The sequence below is a fragment of the Beijerinckia mobilis genome (assembly GCF_000745425.1).
GTDB lineage: Bacteria > Pseudomonadota > Alphaproteobacteria > Rhizobiales > Beijerinckiaceae > Beijerinckia > Beijerinckia mobilis.
This window is the reverse complement of sequence record NZ_JQJH01000002.1, coordinates 40,028-59,376: the sequence shown is the minus strand read 5'-3', so window position 1 is coordinate 59,376 and position 19,349 is coordinate 40,028. Positions and strand designations below refer to the sequence as shown.

General features: G+C 59.1%; 13 protein-coding genes and 1 pseudogene. 6 read left to right on the top strand and 8 right to left on the bottom strand.

Going from position 1 to position 19,349, the window contains the following annotated elements; all coding sequences use genetic code 11:
• Positions 1–237 precede the first annotated feature (237 nt).
• Positions 238–1,041 (top strand): histidinol-phosphatase, encoded by an 804-nt coding sequence (hisN, locus tag DL88_RS02435; RefSeq protein ID WP_034991384.1) that lies wholly within the window; start codon positions 238–240, stop codon positions 1,039–1,041.
• On the opposite strand, the gene DL88_RS02430 is transcribed toward hisN, so the two are convergent.
• From DL88_RS02430 to DL88_RS02420, 3 genes are all read right to left on the bottom strand, one after another.
• The gene (locus tag DL88_RS02430) at positions 1,015–2,064 is read right to left on the bottom strand and encodes an alpha/beta fold hydrolase (RefSeq protein WP_084704830.1); all 1,050 of its coding nucleotides are present in this window, start codon (positions 2,062–2,064) and stop codon (positions 1,015–1,017) included. The genes hisN and DL88_RS02430 overlap by 27 nt on opposite strands.
• Before the next feature lie 392 nt (positions 2,065–2,456).
• Positions 2,457–3,644 (bottom strand): c-type cytochrome, encoded by a 1,188-nt coding sequence (locus DL88_RS02425; protein WP_034991383.1) that lies wholly within the window; start codon positions 3,642–3,644, stop codon positions 2,457–2,459.
• Between the two features lie 15 nt (positions 3,645–3,659).
• A complete protein-coding gene (locus DL88_RS02420; RefSeq protein WP_210165254.1) occupies positions 3,660–5,357 on the bottom strand; it encodes a methanol/ethanol family PQQ-dependent dehydrogenase in 1,698 nt (565 codons plus the stop codon).
• Between the two features lie 505 nt (positions 5,358–5,862).
• On the opposite strand from DL88_RS02420, the gene DL88_RS20100 reads away from it, so the two are divergent.
• Positions 5,863–6,192 carry a hypothetical protein gene (locus DL88_RS20100; RefSeq protein WP_156970902.1) on the top strand — a complete coding sequence of 110 codons (330 nt, stop codon included), beginning with the start codon at positions 5,863–5,865 and terminating at the stop codon, positions 6,190–6,192.
• Here DL88_RS20100 and ftsH read toward each other — a convergent pair.
• The 3 genes from ftsH to ybgF form a co-directional block, all read right to left on the bottom strand.
• Positions 6,137–8,059: an ATP-dependent zinc metalloprotease FtsH gene (gene ftsH, locus DL88_RS02410; protein WP_034991380.1), complete on the bottom strand. Its 1,923-nt coding sequence runs from the start codon at positions 8,057–8,059 to the stop codon at positions 6,137–6,139. The two genes, DL88_RS20100 and ftsH, sit on opposite strands and share 56 nt — an antisense overlap.
• Positions 8,060–8,663: 604 nt before the next feature.
• Complete coding sequence (gene tilS, locus DL88_RS02405; protein ID WP_084704828.1) at positions 8,664–9,884, bottom strand: tRNA lysidine(34) synthetase TilS; 1,221 nt, start codon at positions 9,882–9,884, stop codon at positions 8,664–8,666.
• Positions 9,850–10,992 (bottom strand): tol-pal system protein YbgF, encoded by a 1,143-nt coding sequence (gene ybgF / locus DL88_RS02400; protein ID WP_084704826.1) that lies wholly within the window; start codon positions 10,990–10,992, stop codon positions 9,850–9,852. Before ybgF ends, tilS begins: the two co-directional genes overlap by 35 nt.
• 974 nt (positions 10,993–11,966) lie before the next feature.
• Between ybgF and glmM the strand changes: the two genes are divergently transcribed.
• The 3 genes from glmM (at position 11,967) to ggt (ending at position 16,749) form a co-directional block, all read left to right on the top strand.
• Positions 11,967–13,328, top strand: coding sequence for a phosphoglucosamine mutase (gene glmM, locus DL88_RS02395; protein ID WP_034991379.1), 1,362 nt, complete (start codon positions 11,967–11,969; stop codon positions 13,326–13,328).
• Positions 13,329–13,933: 605 nt separating this feature from the next.
• Complete coding sequence (locus tag DL88_RS02390) at positions 13,934–14,722, top strand: HesA/MoeB/ThiF family protein (protein WP_034991378.1); 789 nt, start codon at positions 13,934–13,936, stop codon at positions 14,720–14,722.
• A 182-nt stretch (positions 14,723–14,904) separates the two neighbouring features.
• Positions 14,905–16,749 (top strand): gamma-glutamyltransferase, encoded by a 1,845-nt coding sequence (gene ggt / locus DL88_RS02385; protein WP_084704891.1) that lies wholly within the window; start codon positions 14,905–14,907, stop codon positions 16,747–16,749.
• Between the two features lie 153 nt (positions 16,750–16,902).
• Here the strand turns inward: ggt and olsB are convergent, their stop codons facing one another.
• The gene (gene olsB / locus DL88_RS02380; RefSeq protein ID WP_084704824.1) at positions 16,903–17,874 is read right to left on the bottom strand and encodes a l-ornithine N(alpha)-acyltransferase; all 972 of its coding nucleotides are present in this window, start codon (positions 17,872–17,874) and stop codon (positions 16,903–16,905) included.
• 136 nt (positions 17,875–18,010) lie between these two features.
• Here olsB and DL88_RS21150 point away from each other — a divergent pair.
• Positions 18,011–18,652 (top strand): annotated as a pseudogene (locus DL88_RS21150) (lysophospholipid acyltransferase family protein); the annotation flags it as partial.
• A 275-nt stretch (positions 18,653–18,927) separates the two neighbouring features.
• Here DL88_RS21150 and DL88_RS21145 read toward each other — a convergent pair.
• A complete protein-coding gene (locus DL88_RS21145) occupies positions 18,928–19,224 on the bottom strand; it encodes a DUF8776 family protein (RefSeq protein WP_503127415.1) in 297 nt (98 codons plus the stop codon).
• Between the last annotated feature and the right edge of the window lie 125 nt (positions 19,225–19,349).

Below are 19,349 nucleotides of genomic sequence, written 5' to 3'. Positions count from 1 at the left end.
TCAACGCAGCATTGCGCCCGCTTTCGAGCCCATCAAGGGTGTACGAAAGTATCTCCGAAAGTGTCCCCTCGGGCCATCCGGCTTCTCCATCCTTGGCCAACCGCGCACCAAACCTGAGACGACTCTCTATACATTTGTAAATGCAGACAATTTTCGCGAAACGGGTTATCCCCATCACGAAGAGATGCTGTAGAATCCAGCCACACCGTTCTTCTTGCCGCTCAGAAAGGCCGCTCCATGTCTGCCGTCGATTTCGCCGCCTTCGTCGAAAAACTCGCCGATGCTGCCAGCGAAGCCATCCTGCCTTTCTTCCGAACCTCGCTTGGGGCGATTGACAAAAATATCGGCGGTTCCTTCGATCCGGTGACCGAGGCCGACCATGCCGCCGAATCCGCCATGCGCCGGCTGATCGAACTGACCTTCCCCCTGCATGGAATCATCGGTGAGGAATTCGGCTCCATACGCGAGGATGCTGATTATGTATGGGTGCTCGATCCGATCGACGGCACCAAAAGTTTCATCGCCGGCATGCCGATCTGGGGCACGTTGATCGGCCTCCTTCATCACGGCCGGCCGATCTATGGAATGATGGTACAGCCCTTCATTCGCGAACGCTTCACGGGCGATGGCGAGCAATCGAACTGGAGCGGGCCGGGCATCGACCTGAAACCGGCGCGGCGTCTCCTTTCGACGCGCGACTGCCCGGATCTCGCCACGGCGATCCTGATGACGACATCGCCACTCCTTTATGATGCGCCACGGCTTACCGCCTTTCGCCGCGTCGAAAGCCGGGTGCGCCTGTCCCGCTATGGCTGTGACTGCTATGCTTTCGCCATGCTCGCCGCCGGCCATGTCGATTGCGTCATCGAAGCGGGATTGAAAGCCTATGATATCGCCCCTCTGGTGCCGATCATCCGGGGCGCCGGTGGCATCGTCACGACATGGACAGGTGGCGAACCGGCCGAAGGCGGCGATATTGTCGCTTCGGGCTGCGCCGCCCTGCATGATCAGGTCCTAGAACTCCTGCGGCAAGGCGGATGAGGGGGGAGCCGCAACATCCTTCGGCTCAAGACCTTTCGATGCGAGCGGGGGATGCGAAGTTCCCCTTGGGATCCGCGCCGCGTCCGGGCCCGCGATGAAACGATCGAAAGCCGCCCAGAATTGATCGCGAAAACAATCGCGCTCCAAAAGAATCTCGTGCTGGCAGCCTTCAATCGGCAGGCACCGCCCATGTTTGAGGCGCAGGGTGAAATGTTCAGCCGCCCGCGCATCCACCACCTGATCGGCGGTTGGAGCAAAGATCAATGAGGGCGTCGTAATACCCGTCCCGAAATCGGGCTTTGCCACCCGATGCATCAGACTGAGCGCGGCATGGACCCAGCCGAAGCTCGGTATCCCGATGGCGAGTTCGGGCGCAGAGGCGATCACTTCAAGGAAACGGGCAAAACGCTCCGGATCGGAGGTCAAAACATTCTTGCCGAACGGACGGGTCGTCGCCGCACGCGCATAACGAAAAGGGACGGCGGAGCCACCGAAACCCAGCCGCGACAGCAAGCCGGTAATGAAGCGCGTACCGCCGGGATAGGGCAAGCTTTTGAGGGCGATCATTGGTGCGCAAAGCACCTGACGCTCGAAAGGCACACCAGATTCATTCGCCTTGTCGAGAAGAATGGTTCCCCCCATGGAATGGGCGAGCGCATACCAGGGCTTAGGACAGAACGGCGCCAGCACCTGCTGTTCGAAAGCCTCGAGATCCCGATGGTAGAGCCTGAAATCACCAATATGGCCGCGGCGCCGGTCCGGTAGCAGTCGCTGCGAAAGTCCCTGGCCGCGCCAGTCGAATATAGCGATGGCAAAACCGCGCTGGCGGAGATCGGCAATCGTCTCGAAATATTTCTCGATGAATTCAGCGCGCCCGGTGATGATGGCGACCGTGCCCTGCGGTCCAGCGGAATTGGAAGCCGCCCAATAAGCGTAACGAAGCGCGATGCCGTCCGCTGTGAGAATCTTGCCGACCGTCCCGTCCGGAGGCACAGGATTCTGGTCGATCGCAACGAAATGCAAGGGGACCCTCCAACAAAATGGCCTCTGCTCCTTGAGACTCCCCAAAGAGAGCCTCCTCAAAGAGTCACCTCAAATCCGAAGGATAACATAGACCACCCGACCGCCCCGAACCTTATCTCCATCAGGCGCCGGACCCTTCCGGCTCGAAGGAATCGTGCCGCGAAAAGAGCATTGGAGCAGGCAGTTTTCAATGACGTCTCGCACAGGGCACCAAGCCGCCAATCCTTTGAGACCCATCAGACCATGGACTCGAAAATGGATCCTATCCAGCGCCGATGACTATTTTTGAACAATCTGCCCATGAAAAAGAGCGCCGGACGGATCCGGCGCTCCCTGAAATATCCTATCCTGGTAGCCGGGGCACCAGACAATGGGGGAGCCCGGCCCCGATTCTAGTTGCCGTGATAGATCAGCGGAACTTTCGATGTATTGGCGTCATCGAAAGTCAGAGGCTTATCCCCTGCGGGAAAGCCATTCTGCTGCAGCAGAAAGGCCATGATCTGCACATATTCATCCGGTTCGAGACTGCCCGGATTTGTCGCCGGCATGTTCTGCGAGAGGATAATGAAAATATCGCTCACCGTAAAACCTGCCGTGGGCGACGCAAAGGTCGGTCCCTTCAGTGCAGGCCCGGCGCGGCCAGCCAGGGTCGGACCATGGCAGATCGCGCAATTATCCGCATATTTCTGCTTGCCCCCCTCCGCCTGAGCGGTGGTGAAGAGCGCCGGCGGTGCACTTGCCGCATCGGCAGCCGGTGCGGGTTTGGCGGCCGCAGGGGCTGCCTCTTTAGCCGGCGTCGCCTCAGCCAATTTCTGGCCCTTGGGCTCGCTTTTGGCAGCATCCTGATCGAGATAGGGGCTCGTCACTTTGGTCAAGGCGCCGCTGTGGGCGAGCGTGACAACCGCTTTATCGAAATCCTGTGCCGCCGCCGCATTCGACTTGTCGTAAAGAGCGACGAAATCGTAGCGGGCAGTGGTGGAATCCAGATCATGCAGATCGAAGCGCGCATGATGGATGGCGGAATAGCTCGCCACCGTCGGGCGCCACAGCATCGCCGCCTGAACCTTATGCGCGTCGAGTGACGCCAAAGCATCCGACTCCTTCACATGCACATCGGCATGCAGGCTCGGATATTTCGGGAAATAGAGGTTGGGAGTCGTCTGATAGCCGACCGCCACCGTCGCGCCTTTGGGCAATTGGTCGAGCGTGGTCGCGGAGCTGCCCGCCGGCGTCACCAGAACGAAACCGGTATGACCATAGGGTGCCGTCGCCAGCAACCCTTCCGGCGTCACAGGCTCATCGGCAGCAACCGGGAAGCCCATGACCAGAGTGCACTGATGCGCCAGCTTGGCGAAACCATCGAACCCATCGTCGTCATCACCGTCGAAATAATGAATTTTGACGGCCTTGCCTTCCTGCTTGGCGACGGCGCCGGCGAGCGCCGCATCCATCTCAGCCGTAGGGCTTGACTTGTCGACGCATACGGAGAGCTCCGCCGCGCCCGCGGAGCCGCCGTACCCAAGTACGGCGGCGATGGTTGTATTCCGCGCGAGGCGGAAAAGATTATTTAGACCCGGCATCCTGCCTGCCTTTGGTTATAATGAGAAGACGTAATAGTGGCCGCCCAGCGGAATATTGAGAACCCGCGGATCCTTGGCCATCTCTCCTCCCCAGATCGGCGTACCGCCGCCCCAGCCGGCATAAATGCCGATATATTGTTTATCTCCGACCTTCCACGTGCTCGGCACGCCGATGATACCAGAGGTCATTTTGGGGCTCTTCCACAAGACCTTGCCGGTCTTGGCATCGAAAGCATAAAGGAAACCATCAGCGCTGCCGGAGAAGAGCAATCCGCCAGCAGTCGCGAGCATGCCGCCATTCCAGGGAAGGTCGGAGGGGAAGCGCCAAACCTGCTTGCCGGTATTCACGTCGAAGGCCTGGACCGAACCCCAATGATCGGGATTTTCAGGGTCGCGCTTGACGAGGAAGGATTCACCGAGGAACGGGAGACCGGCGCGATAGCTGACCTTATTCCCCTTCATGGTCATGCAGGTATGTTCGGTCGGGACGAAGAAGAGATGGTTCTCCGGATCGATCGCCGTCGGCCACCAGTTCTTGCCACCGAGGAAGCTCGGGCAGGTGAAGATTTCCTTGCCGATATCGGGATATTTATCCGGATCGACGACCGGCTTGCCGTCCTTGAAGCCGGTGATGGAGGTCGCATGCGCGAACTTCCAGGCATTGATCAGCTTGCCGTCAGTCCGGTCGATCGCATAGACCCAGCCATTGCGGCTGGCCGTGAGCAGAGCCTTGTGAGCCTTACCCTCGAAATTGACATCCGCCAGCACCGTCTCATTGGTGCCGTCATAGTCCCAGCTGTCGTTTGGCGTATACTGATAATGCCATTTGATCTTGCCGGTCGCAGGATCCATGGCGATGACGGAATCCGTGAAGAGATTGTCGCCGGGACGCAGCTTGGCGAGCCAGGGGCCCGGGTTGCCGACACCCCAGAACAACGTATCCGTATCCTTGTCATAGCTGCCGGTAAGCCAGGCAGCGCCGCCACCGGTCTTGTAGGCACCTTCCGGCCAGGTATCGCCACCCGGCTCGTTTGGCGCAGGAATCGTATGCTGGCGCCAGGCCTCCTTGCCGGTCTCGGCATCAAGCGCCGAGATGAAGCCGCGCGCGCCATATTCGCCGCCGGAAACGCCGACGATGATCTTGCCCTTGACGACGAGCGGGGCGACCGTCATCGCATAGCCGATATCGGGCTTTTCGAGCTGTGTATTCCAGAGGAGCTTGCCGGTCTTGGCATCGAGCGCGACGACACGATTGTCGAGCGTTGCCATATAGACCTTGTCGCCGTAAAGGGCGACGCCGCGGTTGACCACGTCGCAGCAGATCGTCTTCAGGCCGACGCCGGAAAGATCATGTTTGTAGGTCCACAGCGGCTTGCCAGTCGAGGCCTGGAAAGCATGCAATTCGTTTTTCGGCGTTGTCAGGAACAGATAGTCACCGTTGACGATGCCTGGCGCCTCATGACCCATATCAAAATCGGTCTTGAAATCCCAGACCTGCTTCAGATCCGTGACGTTTTTCGTGTTGATCGTATCGAAGGGCGCATAGCCCGACGAGCCATAATCGCGACGATACATGAGCCAGCCATTGTCCTTGGCGGCATCGTTCAGACGGGCCTCGGTAACCGGCGCATAAGCGTCATCGGCAGTCGCGGCACCGCTCGAGAACAGCATAGCCACAAGCAAGCTGCTTGAAATCAGAAATGAGCGTTTCACGGTGTCCCCTTAAGAATGTTCAGGATGTGATTGAACCAACGCCATACCGTCTCGTAACGACCGGCGGCAGAAGCGGATATCATGCCAAGCCCATCTGAAGCCGACCCAAAAAGGCCGGAACAACAGTCGCGATGACATGAGAACCGGTTTTAGTTTGTCAGCCAGAACCTAGAAGTCAGGAATTGGGAAAAGACAACCGAAACGATCAATGGAAATGGCTTCCAGCATAAACGAAACCTGCGTTTATGGAAAACTTCCTGCGACCGAATGGCATTTTCCCGGCGCGGAATGTGGCAGGTCCGCCCCTGTTAAGCAACTCATTTTCATCGGTAAAAGGGGAGATAGCCAGCCTGGAAAAGGAATCGGCGAGCCACCATTCCCCCGCGAATCTTCGCTTCAGGAACCGGCGTGAAAGGCTGCAACATCCGAATTTTGGAAGCTTTTTCCATGCTCCCGGCCGAAGAGCTTTCCGTCAAAGGCAGCCGGTTCGAGGCCGATCATTTTCTTGCAAATCATCGCCTGCCGCTCCTGCCTGACCCTGTTCAGCAAGCCTCGAAAACAAGTCCAACATGCTGAAAAAACGCAATCATCTGCAGGCAGCCGGGCCATTCGCAACGTCAGAGCGAAGCGCATCAAAGCCGGGCCGTACTCATCGATAGAAGTTTCCTATCAAAAGACCGTCATTATGAATGTATTCCAGAAGAGATTCTTCCAAAAAAGAAGGGTGAAAGGACGCGCCTTTCACCCTTTTACTTTCCAGTATCGATCCGCAGGCGGACTCAAACCTGCGGTTGCGGCTCAAGGCCCGGTTCGGGTCCGGATTTCGGACGGCTGACACCGGTCGTCGGCACCGTCGAACCACGCGGCGGAGTCGGCTCCTCCCTGATGTCGCGGACAGGAACCCGGCCCTGGAGCAATCCCAAAATCTCCTCGCCCGAGAGCGTCTCAAATTCCATGAGCCCCTTGGCGAGTGTTTCGAGATCGGCGCGTTTCTCGGTCAGAATGCGCGTGGCTTCGGCAAGGCCCATCTCGACGAGCCTGCGGACTTCCGCATCGATCTTCTGGGAAGTGGCTTCGGAAATATTCTGCTGCCGCCCCATCGAATAGCCGAGAAACACTTCCTCCTGGTTCTCGCCATACATCACCGTGCCGAGTTCTTCCGAGAAGCCCCAGCGGGTCACCATGGCCCGCGCCAGCTTGGTCGCCTGTTCGATATCGGACTGGGCACCGGAGGTCACCTTGTCACGGCCGAAGACGATTTCCTCGGAGACACGGCCACCCATGAGAACGGCGAGCCGGGAGAGCATCTGCTCATAGCTCATCGACAATTTATCCCGCTCGGGCAATTGCATGACCATGCCGAGCGCGCGCCCGCGCGGAATGATCGTCGCCTTGTGAACCGGATCCGTCGCCGGCACATTGAGCGCCACCAGCGCATGGCCGCCTTCATGATAGGCAGTCAGCGTCTTTTCCTGTTCGGTCATGACGAGCGTGCGGCGTTCCGCACCCATCATGATCTTGTCCTTTGCATCTTCGAATTCGACCATAGTCACGACGCGCTTGCCGCGCCGCGCCGCCATCAGGGCCGCCTCATTGACGAGATTCATGAGATCGGCGCCGGAAAAGCCCGGCGTCCCGCGCGCCACGGTTTTGAGATCGACATCCGGCGACAGCGGCACCTTGCGGACATGAACCTTGAGAATACGCTCGCGGCCGACGATGTCGGGGTTGGGGACGACGATCTGGCGGTCGAAACGGCCGGGACGCAAAAGGGCCGGATCAAGCACGTCGGGCCGGTTGGTCGCGGCGATGAGGATGATGCCCTCATTGGCCTCGAAGCCGTCCATCTCCACCAGAAGCTGGTTGAGCGTCTGTTCGCGCTCGTCGTTGCCGCCGCCGAGACCCGCACCACGGTGCCGGCCAACAGCGTCAATCTCATCGATGAAGATGATGCAGGGCGCATTCTTCTTCGCCTGTTCGAACATGTCGCGGACGCGGCTCGCGCCGACGCCGACGAACATTTCCACGAAATCCGAACCGGAAATGGTGAAGAAGGGCACGTTGGCCTCGCCGGCGATTGCCCGGGCGAGCAGGGTTTTACCTGTACCGGGAGGGCCGACAAGCAGGACACCGCGCGGGATGCGCCCGCCGAGCCGCTGGAACTTCTGCGGATCACGCAGGAATTCGACGATTTCCTGGAGATCTTCCTTCGCTTCGTCGACGCCGGCGACATCCTCGAAGGTCACCCGGCCATGGGCCTCGGTCAAAAGCTTGGCTTTCGATTTGCCGAAACCCATTGCCTTGCCACCCGCCCCCTGCATCTGCCGTGACAGAAAAATCCAGACGCCAAAAATAGCGATGAGCGGCAGCCCGTTGACGAGCAGCGTCACAAGCCAATTATTGCCGTCGGATGGAGGCTTGGCCGAGATCGAGACGTTCTTTTTATAGAGCATCTGAACGAGATTCGGATCGTTCGGCGCATAGGTCGCGAAGGCGCGGTTATCGGTGAAATGACCGCTGATCTCATTGCCGGCGATCGTGACTTCGCGCACCTTCCCCTGGTCGACCTCATTCAGCAGCTGGCTGAAAGTGATGTCCTGGGTCGCCGTTCGCTGTCCGGGATTTTGGAACAGCATTACAAGCGCCGCCACCAGGAGGATAATGATGACCCAAAGTGCGAAATTCCGGAAGTTCGGATTCATTTCGATCCCGCGACACGCCGACCGGCTCGAAAGCTTCAGCGTCAGTAGTAGAAGGAAGCGCCCTCCGGCGCGATTTTTTCAATGTAGGCGCCATGCGCCCCCTTGCCAAGGACCCTCGGTGGCGAAAGCAAAGTCAAGTGCCCGTTAGAACAGGAGCAAATGCGCCCCTCAGGAGAGCGGCAAATAAGGGCGGTTCTCTGACGCGGCGGCCCGTGCCGTTAGAAAAAGAGACTCTGCCTCCAACCAAAACTGGTCATCGCAAAGGATAAACTGTCCGTTTGCTTACAACCGTCCCACCATAAATTTTCCATGCAAAATCAATGCTAATGGAAGAAGCATCGGCTTACCGATGCACCGATCAGCGCAGCCGGCCGCTTTGAGGCGATTCGGCCGTAAAGAGGGTGGAGAAAGATCAATGCACCCCTTTCCGGTCGATGCGACGATGTTCGACAGCTGCGAATTACCCTATCCGTAAAATGGCAGATACTTTGTTTCGGACCACTTCCATTGCCCCAGTCACCGCTTGATGCATCGCCCGGCTACGCATCATCGGATTGCGTCGCGGCTTACTAGCATTCACGCCGCCTGCGCGAACCGCTCCGGGTCAAACTTCAATAGGCCTCTGGCGCTTCGCACCCCTTGGCCCTTCACGTCGCAAATCGAGCCTGCCGCACGCGTCAAGGTGCAAACAGATGCCGCCGAGCGTCGCTTTGAAGGCACTGGCGGCATGAAGCGCAGCACCGAGACCATCGCTCAATGTTTCGAGACGATCGAGCCGCAAGGGCTGGCCTTTTTCCGAGAGCGCGAGAATTTCCGCTTCAATGAATCGCAGCAGAATTTCCTCGGGTTCATCTCGAAGCGCCCGGCAATCCACCGAAACGGTGTCGGACCGCCGCTCTGCCGGCAGGGCAGTCCGGACCTGTGCCGTCCGTGCAATGATCGCCTCGTCGGCACGGGCCGCACGCCTTCCGAGACGCAGCAGGCCCATGCGATCGAGTCCGATTTCCGCCATTTGCCGTTCCATTCCCCGGAGCCTGGCCCGCGCGAAACGCGTGTCGGTATTGGACGGATCCCTTACGAAAGGATGATGCGCCTGGACACAGACGGTCAGCAAATCGGCTTTCGTCAGTTCAAGCAAGGGCCGGAAATGCGGCAAGCCATTGCGCAGACAAAAAGCCTCCATACCGCGCAAGCCACGCAGCCCGCTCCCGCGCAGCAAACGGAAAAGAATCGTCTCCGCCTGATCATCGGCATGATGCGCCGTGACGATCCCCTCGGCGCCGATCCGTTCCGCATGAGCAGTCAAAAGAGCATAGCGTGCCTCCCGCGCCCGTTCCTGCAGCCGGGTCTTTGGCTTCTCGCCTTCCCATCGCAAAAGGTGATGCGGCAAACCGAGCCTTTCCGCCCATTTTCCGACATTTTCCGCCTCAAGGGCGGAATCCGGCCGCAAGCCATGATCGACGCTCGCCACATGCAACAGCGGCACCGGCGTGCCGATGCTCTCACGGTCCCGGCGCCAGCGCGCGGCCAGCAGCATCAAGGCAACGGAATCGGGGCCGCCGGAAACAGCGAGCAATAGGCTCGTCATCGACTCGAATGGCTGAAACAGACGGGCGAGCCTCTGGGAGGCAACGAGATCATCAGCCGGCGCTTCTTCCCATTCAGCCTGACCGGCGGGACCTTCCGGCCGCGGTGCCGTAAGGACGCTCTTCTCCCCCGCCGACAGAGAAACGGGATCGAGGCCTGCATCCGAACCATGCGGGAGCGCCGCCGCTCCGCTCAACACAGGCTCAACATTGCAGACGTTTGGCTTCGCGATCCGCATTCGCTTTCACCTGCGCCGATGCATTGGGATATTTGCGATCGATCTCGGCGAATGTTGCGCAAGCCTGTTCCTTTGCCCCGAGAGCGATGAGCGACTGGCCTAGCCGCAGCATGGCTTCGGGCGCCCGGCCCGTATTGGGATAATGCGTCGAGATCTTGAGATATTGCTCGGCGGCCTCACGCTGGCGTCCACGACGATAATAGGTTTCGCCAAGATAAAAGATGGCGTCGGGAGCGAGGCGGTTCTTGCCGTTCTTGGCCAGAAAGGCGGTAAAGCTCTTTTCGGCGTTTTCATATTCTTTCTGGCGGAAATAGCCGAGCGCCAGATCGAAATCCTCCCGGACCGGATTGGCGGGCACCGATGCGAGCGTGGTGCTGGCGGCTGGCGCGGCCGCATCATTGTGCTGCGGCGCCGCCTCGGCGCGCAAGCGCCCTCCGGCGAGGTCAAGCGGCGCATTGACCGTCTCGGCTCGTCTGTTCGCGGCTGGCGTGGTTCCGAGCGAGCGCGGCGCACCCGGCGCATCAGGGTCGGCAGCGGGATCGAAAGCATCACGCCGGCGACCATTTTTTCCCGTGGGGACGGCGGGAGGCAAATCCCCATCACCATCCTCCGCCAGCTGGCTGGCAAGCGCACCAATGCCATCGGTCACATCGCCGCGCCGTTGCGGCGTCCTTGGAGCGGCAGCAGGAGATGTGGGGGTACCTGCCGCTCCGCGTCCGGCATTGCCACTTTCCTGCAGGCGGAAATCGACATCCTCCTGGAATTTCTTCAACTGATCCTCGAGCTTGCGCGTCGTAAACTGCATCTGCTCGATCTGGCCGGTGAGTTGACGAACCTGGTTTTCCAGCTTGTCGATACGCACCAGCAGGCCTGCACTATCCTGCGCCGGCGCGCGGCCGTAGCCGCCATCACCGTAATCATTGGGCGCATAATCATAATTCTGGGCATAAAGCCCGCCGTTCGTCCCCGCTTCGAGCGGCTGTGCGACGGCGGGGGACAGGAGGGCAAGACCAACAGGCCAGATGGCAGGCGAAAAGCTCAGGGCGTTCCGGGCCAGGCGGCCGGCGGCCATCATACGAGAAAATAAAAACAATCTGGCAAAACTCATGAACCGATCCCCATCCTCCCGCAGGAAGACCGATGAACGACGGCAAGGCAAGTGAAAAAGCCGACAGGTAACGCTTCCGGCTGGACGCTGATTGCCGGAAAAACCGCACCGGGCTTGTCTCCCCGGCAAGACACCTCCGAGAGAAGCCTCTATAGCATCTCAGAAACGTCCCGGACCATTTCCGCAAGGAAACAGGCTACAGCTTTATTGAATTGATTTTCTTAAATATGGATCGGAAACAGAAGTTGAGACCGTACCAACATTCTTATTCGAAAACCTTGTCATGAGACCGATGCCTAATCAAGTCGGACCGATTGCCTCTCAGATGGATTATAGTATGGTCAGGATCGTGGCCCATTGATCCGACGGATCACGTTCCACCCTCCGCCGGGACGATGTTCGAACGGCTCCCTTGAAAGACCGGATTGTTCCATCGGGTGCGGACAAGAAGCGTTTTACCGCGATCAAAACACGCGGCGATCAATTTAATGGTCGATGCTCGGAAGCATAAAGCCCGAAGCGGACGGACAAGCGGTGCATGTTCTTTAGTGGGAATGCTGCAAATTTTCGCTGTGAGCAGTCGCAATTTTCGAAGGGATGCCGTCAAAGCGTCTCATCGGGCTCCTCGCACACCGGACCCCGGTCCGAGCTATTGGCTCTATTGGCAATTTGAAAGATATCGTTCATTTCGATCAGGAAGCGGGCTCAATCCATCCTGCAGGAACGAGACGATCTTTTCTTGACCTTGAGACAATTGACGACCGGCCTGACGCATCAGCCTCAGGCATGGTTGACCAGTCAAACTCTTCTTATCCCATAAAACTTTACCGAATCGCGGTTCCGTCGAAAGTCTGTTTACCGGCATGGGCTTAGAGGAATTCTTGCCATCGTTCATCCGCCGGCTCCCGCAGCGCGGTCCAGGGCTCGTGAAGCAGAGGTTCGGTGGCTGAGAGCGATTGAAAGGACGCCAAATCATGGCACGCCAATATTTTGGAACCGATGGAATCCGTGGCCGCGCGAATGCCGCCATAACGCCTGAGCTGGCGATGAAAGTCGCCCAGGCGACCGGCGTCCTGTTCCAACGCACCGGCGACCAACGTCATCGCGTCGTGATCGGGAAGGACACCCGCCTTTCCGGCTATATGATCGAATATGCGATGGTGGCGGGTTTCACCTCGGTGGGTATGGACGTACTGCTGCTCGGACCCATGCCGACGCCGGCGGTCGCCATGCTGACCCCCTCGATGCGCGCCGATGTCGGTGTCATGATCTCCGCCTCGCATAATCCTTACGAGGATAACGGTATCAAGTTGTTCGGGCCGGACGGTTTCAAACTCTCCGACGAGGTCGAGGCCGAAATCGAATCCATGCTGACGCGTGAGGTCCCGCCCAAACTCTCGAAGCCGGCCGACCTCGGCCGCGCCAAGCGGATCGAGGGCGCGCAGGCGCGCTATATCGAATTCACCAAGCGCACGCTCACACGTTCGCTCTCCCTCGAAGGATTGCGCATCGTCATCGATTGCGCCAACGGGTCGGGCTACAAGGTCGCGCCGGAGGCGCTTTGGGAACTCGGCGCCGAAGTCTTTTCCATCGGAGTCGAACCGGACGGATTCAACATCAATCGCGAGGTCGGATCGACCGCACCGGGCGCCCTCATCAAAAAGGTGCATGAGGTGCGCGCCGATATTGGCATTGCGCTCGACGGCGATGCGGACCGCGTGATCATCGTCGACGAAATGGGCAAAGTCGTCGATGGCGACCAGCTGATGGCGGTCATCGCCGCGAGCTGGCTGGAAGAGGGACGCCTGAAACATCCCGGCATCATCGCCACCGTCATGTCCAATCTCGGCCTTGAGCGCTATCTGTCCAGCCTCGGCCTCACGCTCGAGCGGACCGCCGTGGGTGACCGTCACGTTCTCGAGGCCATGCGCGCCAAGGGCTATAATCTCGGCGGCGAGCAATCCGGCCACATCATCCTGTCGGATTATTGCACGACAGGCGACGGGCTCGTCGCCGCGCTGCAACTGCTCGCTGTCGTCAAGCGGCTGGGCAAGCCGGTCAGCCAGGTCTGCCGGCGGTTCGTGCCGGTGCCGCAAATCCTCAAGAATGTCCGTGGCGTCACCAAAAGCACGCTCGATGAAGCCCATGTCATCCATGCGATCGAAGAAGGACGCCAAAGGCTCGGCGCCTGCGGCGGCCGTCTCGTCATCCGCCCCTCCGGCACGGAGCCAGTCATCCGCGTAATGGGAGAGGCGGATGATCAGGATCTCGTCGAATCCGTCGTCGATGAAATCTGCGACACGCTCGCCGCCGCACCGCCTATCGCCGCCGAATGAGTCGCGCGAAGGGGTCTTGCCGCGCGATTGTTTTGGACGCGAAGCGCTCCCATTCGCAAATCCCGTTTGCAAATCGACCTCGGCGAAACCGCCCTTGGAGACTATCCTTCAAGGAGCGGTAGCCCGTACAGGCACGGTCTTCCCATCCCGCGCCTTATCAGCTTTCTCCGAAGACGGTGGATAGGCGGCAGGAGGATGCGATCACCGGGCCATGCTGCCTGAATGCATCATACTTCAGGGAAGAGCCGGAACACGGCGGCGCGTTCCGGCTTGATGTGCTCTTGCTCCGGCGATACATCGATTCATCCGGGAAACAACGAAGCCATTCAGGCCAATGCCTAGAGCATGTTCGGATGTTTCCGAACTGCACCACTTGAAACTGCTCCAAGCAAACTCTCCGAAGTTTGCTGACACTTACAAGTCAGAGCCGCTCCGATTTTGTTTCTAAAAGCAAAATCAACCGTGGCTTTAGCCATGCAACAGTTTTTCCCGATAATGTTGAATCGCCTTGCGGTTCCATGATACTGAAAATACTCTTGTTTTTCGAGTAGAGCGTTTCTGGACATATCCGAAACGGTCCAGGCTGCTTAACGCACGGGGCATGAATGTCGGCCATCCTGTCTCCCGAAGAAATCGAACGCTATGGTCGCCACATTCTCCTGCGGGATATCGGTGGCCAGGGGCAACAGAAACTCAAGGCGGCTCATATTCTCGTCATCGGCGCCGGCGGCCTAGGGTCCCCCCTCATCCAGTTTCTCGCCGCCGCAGGTGTCGGGGAGATCGGCGTCATCGATAATGACGAAGTCTCGCTATCCAATCTCCAGCGGCAGGTGCTGCATGGGACACCGGACCTCGGCCGCCTCAAGGTCGCCAGTGCCAGGGATGCGGTGCAACGCCTCAATCCCCATGTCGTTCTCACGCCCTATGCAATGCGCCTCGATGCAGGCAATGCGCGGGAGCTTATCGAGCGCTATGACATCATCGCCGATGGGTCGGATAATTTCGCCACCCGTTATCTCGTCTCCGACCTTTGCTTCCATGCCCGCCGTCCGCTCGTAACGGGGGCGGTCGGCACTTTCGATGGATCGCTCACGACTTTGCGGCCCTTTGAAACGCAGCCGGACGGCAAGCCTAATCCGACCTATCGTTGCCTGTTTCCAGAGCCGCCACCGGAAGGATCCGTGCCGACCTGCGAGGAAGCCGGCGTGCTTGGCGCCCTGACGGGTATGATCGGTGCAATGATGGCTCTGGAGGTCATCCGCGAAATCGTCGGTTTCGGCGAAGGCTTGGTCGGACGCCTCCTTTTAGTCGATGCCCTGCATATGCGTTTTGAGACCTTGTCTTATGGTTGGGATCCGGCAAATACCCTGAATGGGAATCCCGCTCCTCTCTAATGCCGACCCCTCTTCAAGGCATCCGCGCTGATTGTGAGCCGGGCCTAAAGAGCTGTGCGGCGATCTCCCCGTCCCATCTCCAGGAAATACTGGCGTTGCCGGGTTCGACTTTCTCCAGTGCATGGTGATGCGAACCGTTGCGGCCGGGCTGAAGCGCAATGCAACAGAATAGAAAGCGGCGCATGAGCAAGCCTCCCCACCACCTTGGCCCTTCCTCCGTCTATTCTTGCGGCCTTTTCCCCCGCCGGCCATCGGATCCGCAAAATCCAAAGCGCCTGCGTCCGGTCCTCCGCTCTCTTTTCGCGATTCTGCTCTGGCTCATCGGGCCATGCGCCGGTCCATTCGCGATTCCGGTGCATGCAGAGCAGCCTCCCCGTCTTGCCAGTGAAGGACGGTTTCTGCCGGTTCTTGCCCGCCACGGCATGGTCGCAGCTCAGGAAACCAAAGCCGCATCAATCGGCGTCGCGATTCTGCAACAAGGCGGCAATGCCGTTGATGCCGCCGTCGCAGTCGCCTTCGCCCTTGCCGTCACTCTGCCGCGCGCCGGCAATCTCGGCGGCGGTGGCTTCATGCTGGTGCATCTCGCGAAGGATGACAAAACAATCGCCATCGATTACCGGGAAACCGCTCCCGAGGCGATGACTGAAACCACCTTTCTCGACGCCGATGGACATGCCGATCCGGAACGCTCGCGCCGCAGTGGTCTGGGCGTCGGCGTGCCGGGCACGGTCGCCGGGCTTGCACTGGCGCACCGGCAATACGGTTCCGGGCGTCTGACGCTGGCCGAGCTTGTCGCGCCCGCCGTCGCGCTTGCCCGCGATGGCATCAACGTCGGCCAGGATCTGTCCGATTCCCTTTATTACGGATATGATCTCCTGCGCCGATGGCCGTCGAGCGCCACAATCTTTCTCGATGGGGAAGGCCATCCTCTGGAACCCGGGGCGCGCCTCGTTCAAACGGATCTCGCAACCACGCTCGAAGCGATCGGACGCGACGGCGAGAAAGCTTTCTACACCGGCCCCGTCGCGAGCAGAATCGTGGCGGCCGTCAAAGCCGCCGGTGGATCGATGACGCTTGACGATCTCGCCAATTATCGCGCCATCGAGCGCCAGCCGGTCTCCGGCGTCTATCGCGGCCATAAAGTGATTTCCATGCCGCCGCCTTCGGCCGGTGGAACCCATCTCATAGAAATCCTGAATATTCTCGAAGGCTTTCCGCTTGCCGATTACGGCCCGGATTCGGCGCGGACCATCCATCTGACCGGAGAGGCCATGCGCCGCGCCTATGCCGATCGCGCCCATTATCTGGGCGACCCCGATGCGGTCGCAATTCCCCTGCAAAAGCTTCTTTCCAAGAGCTATGCGTCGGAACTTCGGGCGCAGATCGATCCGGCGAACGCCACGCCGTCCTCGGCCCTCCATGCGCTCGATTTCATCCCACATGAAAGCGACCAAACCACGCATTTTTCCGTCGTCGATGCCGAGGGCAACGCGGTCTCCAACACCTATACGCTGAATTTCTCCTACGGCATCGGTCTCGTCGCCGAAGGCACCGGTGTGCTTTTGAACAACGAACTCGACGATTTCTCCGCCAAGCCCGGTGCGCCCAATGCCTATGGACTCGTCAGCAGCGGCGCCAATACGCCAGGCCCGCGCAAACGGCCGCTTTCCTCGATGACCCCCACGATGGTCTTCGGCAAGGATGGCGAGCTCGAACTGGTCACCGGTTCGCCCGGTGGCTCGCGCATCATCACGATCGTCCTCGGCATTCTCATGGATACGATCGATTTTAAAATGAATATCGCCGAGGCAACCGCTGCACCGCGCATTCATCATCAATGGCTGCCGGATGAACTGCAGGTCGAACGTGGCCTGTCTCCCGATACGATCGAAAGCCTGGAAAGGCTCGGCCATCATGTAAAGATCTTCGATGCCTGGGGCTCCGCTCAGAGCATCGCCCGCCTTTCCAGCTTTCTCATGGGCGCGGCTGATACACGCCAGCGTGGAACTTCAGCGATCGGTTATTGAGGCTGAATACGCTCATGTTTATGTGTAGTCTCCCGCGAAGGCTCTCCACCCGCCATGAGCATTGGGGAACAAACACAAGAGCTTTCGCGATTTCATTCGCGCGAAAATGCGTTGATTTTTAGGTGGCATGTTTCCGGATATGTCCGAAACGTTCTATGCGGCCCGATTCTCGTGACGATTTTCCTGACCGTCCGGCAGGAAGGCAGGGGAAGCCGCGGGCACAGTATAATGTTCGATGTAGCGTTCACCCAATTGATCGAGCGGCATGACCGTGAACACATCGGTCGTATTGAATTGCCAGTCGATCACAGCACCATCGCCAAAGCGCGCGCCCGCCCGCAAATAAGCCTTGATAAGCGGCGGCAAGGACGCAAGACCCCGCCGGGGATCCACTTCCTGTTTGTCGAGGATCGCCATGGAGACGGCCGAGGTGCCGCAGGGCCGCACCTGCCATTCCGGCTCGGCTTGGGCGTGATGATGCAGAAAACTCAGGGGCAAAGCGAGCTTCTTGGCCTGCGTCCCGGGCAGGCTGGCGCAGCCGATCAGCACATCGATTTCATAATGCTGCGCATAGATCCAAAGTCCGCGCCACAACAATTCGATCACGCGTTTCGAGCGGTAATCGGCATGGACGCACGAGCGTCCAAGTTCGAGAAAACGCTTGTCCGCATGGCGGGCCAGCATCGGCGCGATCAGAAATTCCGTCTGGCTATAGAAGCCGCCATATTTTTCCGCGACGTCGCCCCGCAAGAGCCGATAGGTGCCGACGAGTTTGGGTTTGAGACGGCCGAAACGATTGCGATGGGCGGTATCGAATACAAGCAGATGATCACAGATCTTGTCGAGCGCGCAAAGATCACGCCGCAGCAAAGCACTGCGTGAATGCGCCGTCGCGCCGCCTTCCTCGTAGAAAACCTTGTAACGCAGACGCTGGGCTTTTTTGATATCGCGCTTGTTTTGCGCGAGACGGATTTCGAATGGCCCCGAGGCTCCGAGCATAGCTGGAAGCGGCGACCCGCTTGCCCGATCACGCCGCCGAACGGTTTCAGGCTCGACAGCGGAAGGCGGCGATGAATATTCCTCGGAATGAACGCCAAAGCCGAACGCCGAACCGAAAGACCACATGCGCCGACACGTCTCAAGAGGAAGCGATGAATAACCCTAGGCGCAAGCTGCGACGCCTTGATGACAATTCGGCGAAGAGCTTGTGAATGCCAGGAGTTTCGAAAAATTTCTCGCGGACTTTTGCCTTTATAGTCTAATGCTTTCCTGTCGGCTACATAGTGTCATCATCGCACTGTATGTTCGTGGTAGGGTTCGACCGCCAATACTCATTGGCTTCTATTTTGTCTTTCGGGCGAGGATCATGAACTTCCTCAGGTTGATCGGCCTCATCGCCACGCTTGTCATTTTCCTGTGTTGCGCCGTGCCACTGCAATTCCTTGCGCAACGGCGTTTTCCGCATTTGTCGGCGCGGATGACACAGAATTTCGCACAATTGCTCTTGCGTATCCTGCGCATCCGTATCAACTGTGCGACTCGAAGCGAAAGAACCGGCGCCCGGCTTCTCATCGCAAACCATATTTCCTGGATCGACATCCTTGCCCTGGCCAGCGTCGAATCGGCGAGCTTCGTCGGCAAGAGTGAGATTGCGCGCTGGCCGCTCGTCTCGACTTTCGCCAAGGTCGAACGGACGATCTATATCGACCGGAAAAGACGGCGTTCGATCATTCCCGCCAACAGGATGATGGCCGATTGCCTTGCCAGCAACCGCGACGTGCTGTTGTTTCCCGAAGGCACGACCGGCGCGGGCAATGGGCTTCTGAAATTCCACAGCTCCCATTTCGCGGCGCCAGGCCTCGCACTCACAGCAATGCCCGAACGCGAAAGCGTGCCAGTGCAGCCCATCCTGATCCGCTATTCATCCGCGACGGCGGCCTGGATCGGCGACATGAGTCTCATCCCTCATATCTGGCAGGTTCTGCGCGAAAAACCGATCGTGTGCGAACTGCTCTATGGCCCAGCCCTTGACCATCAACGCGACACAAATCGAAAAGTGATGACACAAAAGGCGCGTGCCATCATGGAATGTCTCCAGGAAGCACCAGAGTTGGAAGCCCGCCATGCCGCAACGTCAAGGCAAATCATCCAACCGGGACGGCCCATGCTCGTCCCCGTTCAAAACAGCTCGCATTCACCCGGAATGGAGAGAGAACCCGCCGGCTCCTCTTGGTGCGGCCTCAGTTTTGAGGAAAGCGCGGCAAGTTTGACAGCCTGCAGGGCCGATTCCGAATCCATGCGCCAGTTTACGGGCAATTGAACCGCCACTTTTGCGAGAAAATCCGCGAGACAATCCAATGTCTGCGAGACATGGTCGATCGTTTGAATGTCTCGCAAGGAGGCGGCGTCACCAAAACCGATCCTGTCGTCGCGCCCGACGAGGAGCGGACTGAGCGCCCCCTGGAAACGCCCCATCGCCTCTCCAAGCTGCGCCAATTCCACGGCGACACGCCCGAGAACCTCGCCGAGCGGCGCGCCCGCCTCGCGTTCTGACACCGATGGAATCAAGGGTGTTTCGTGTTCATCATCCATCATGGCCA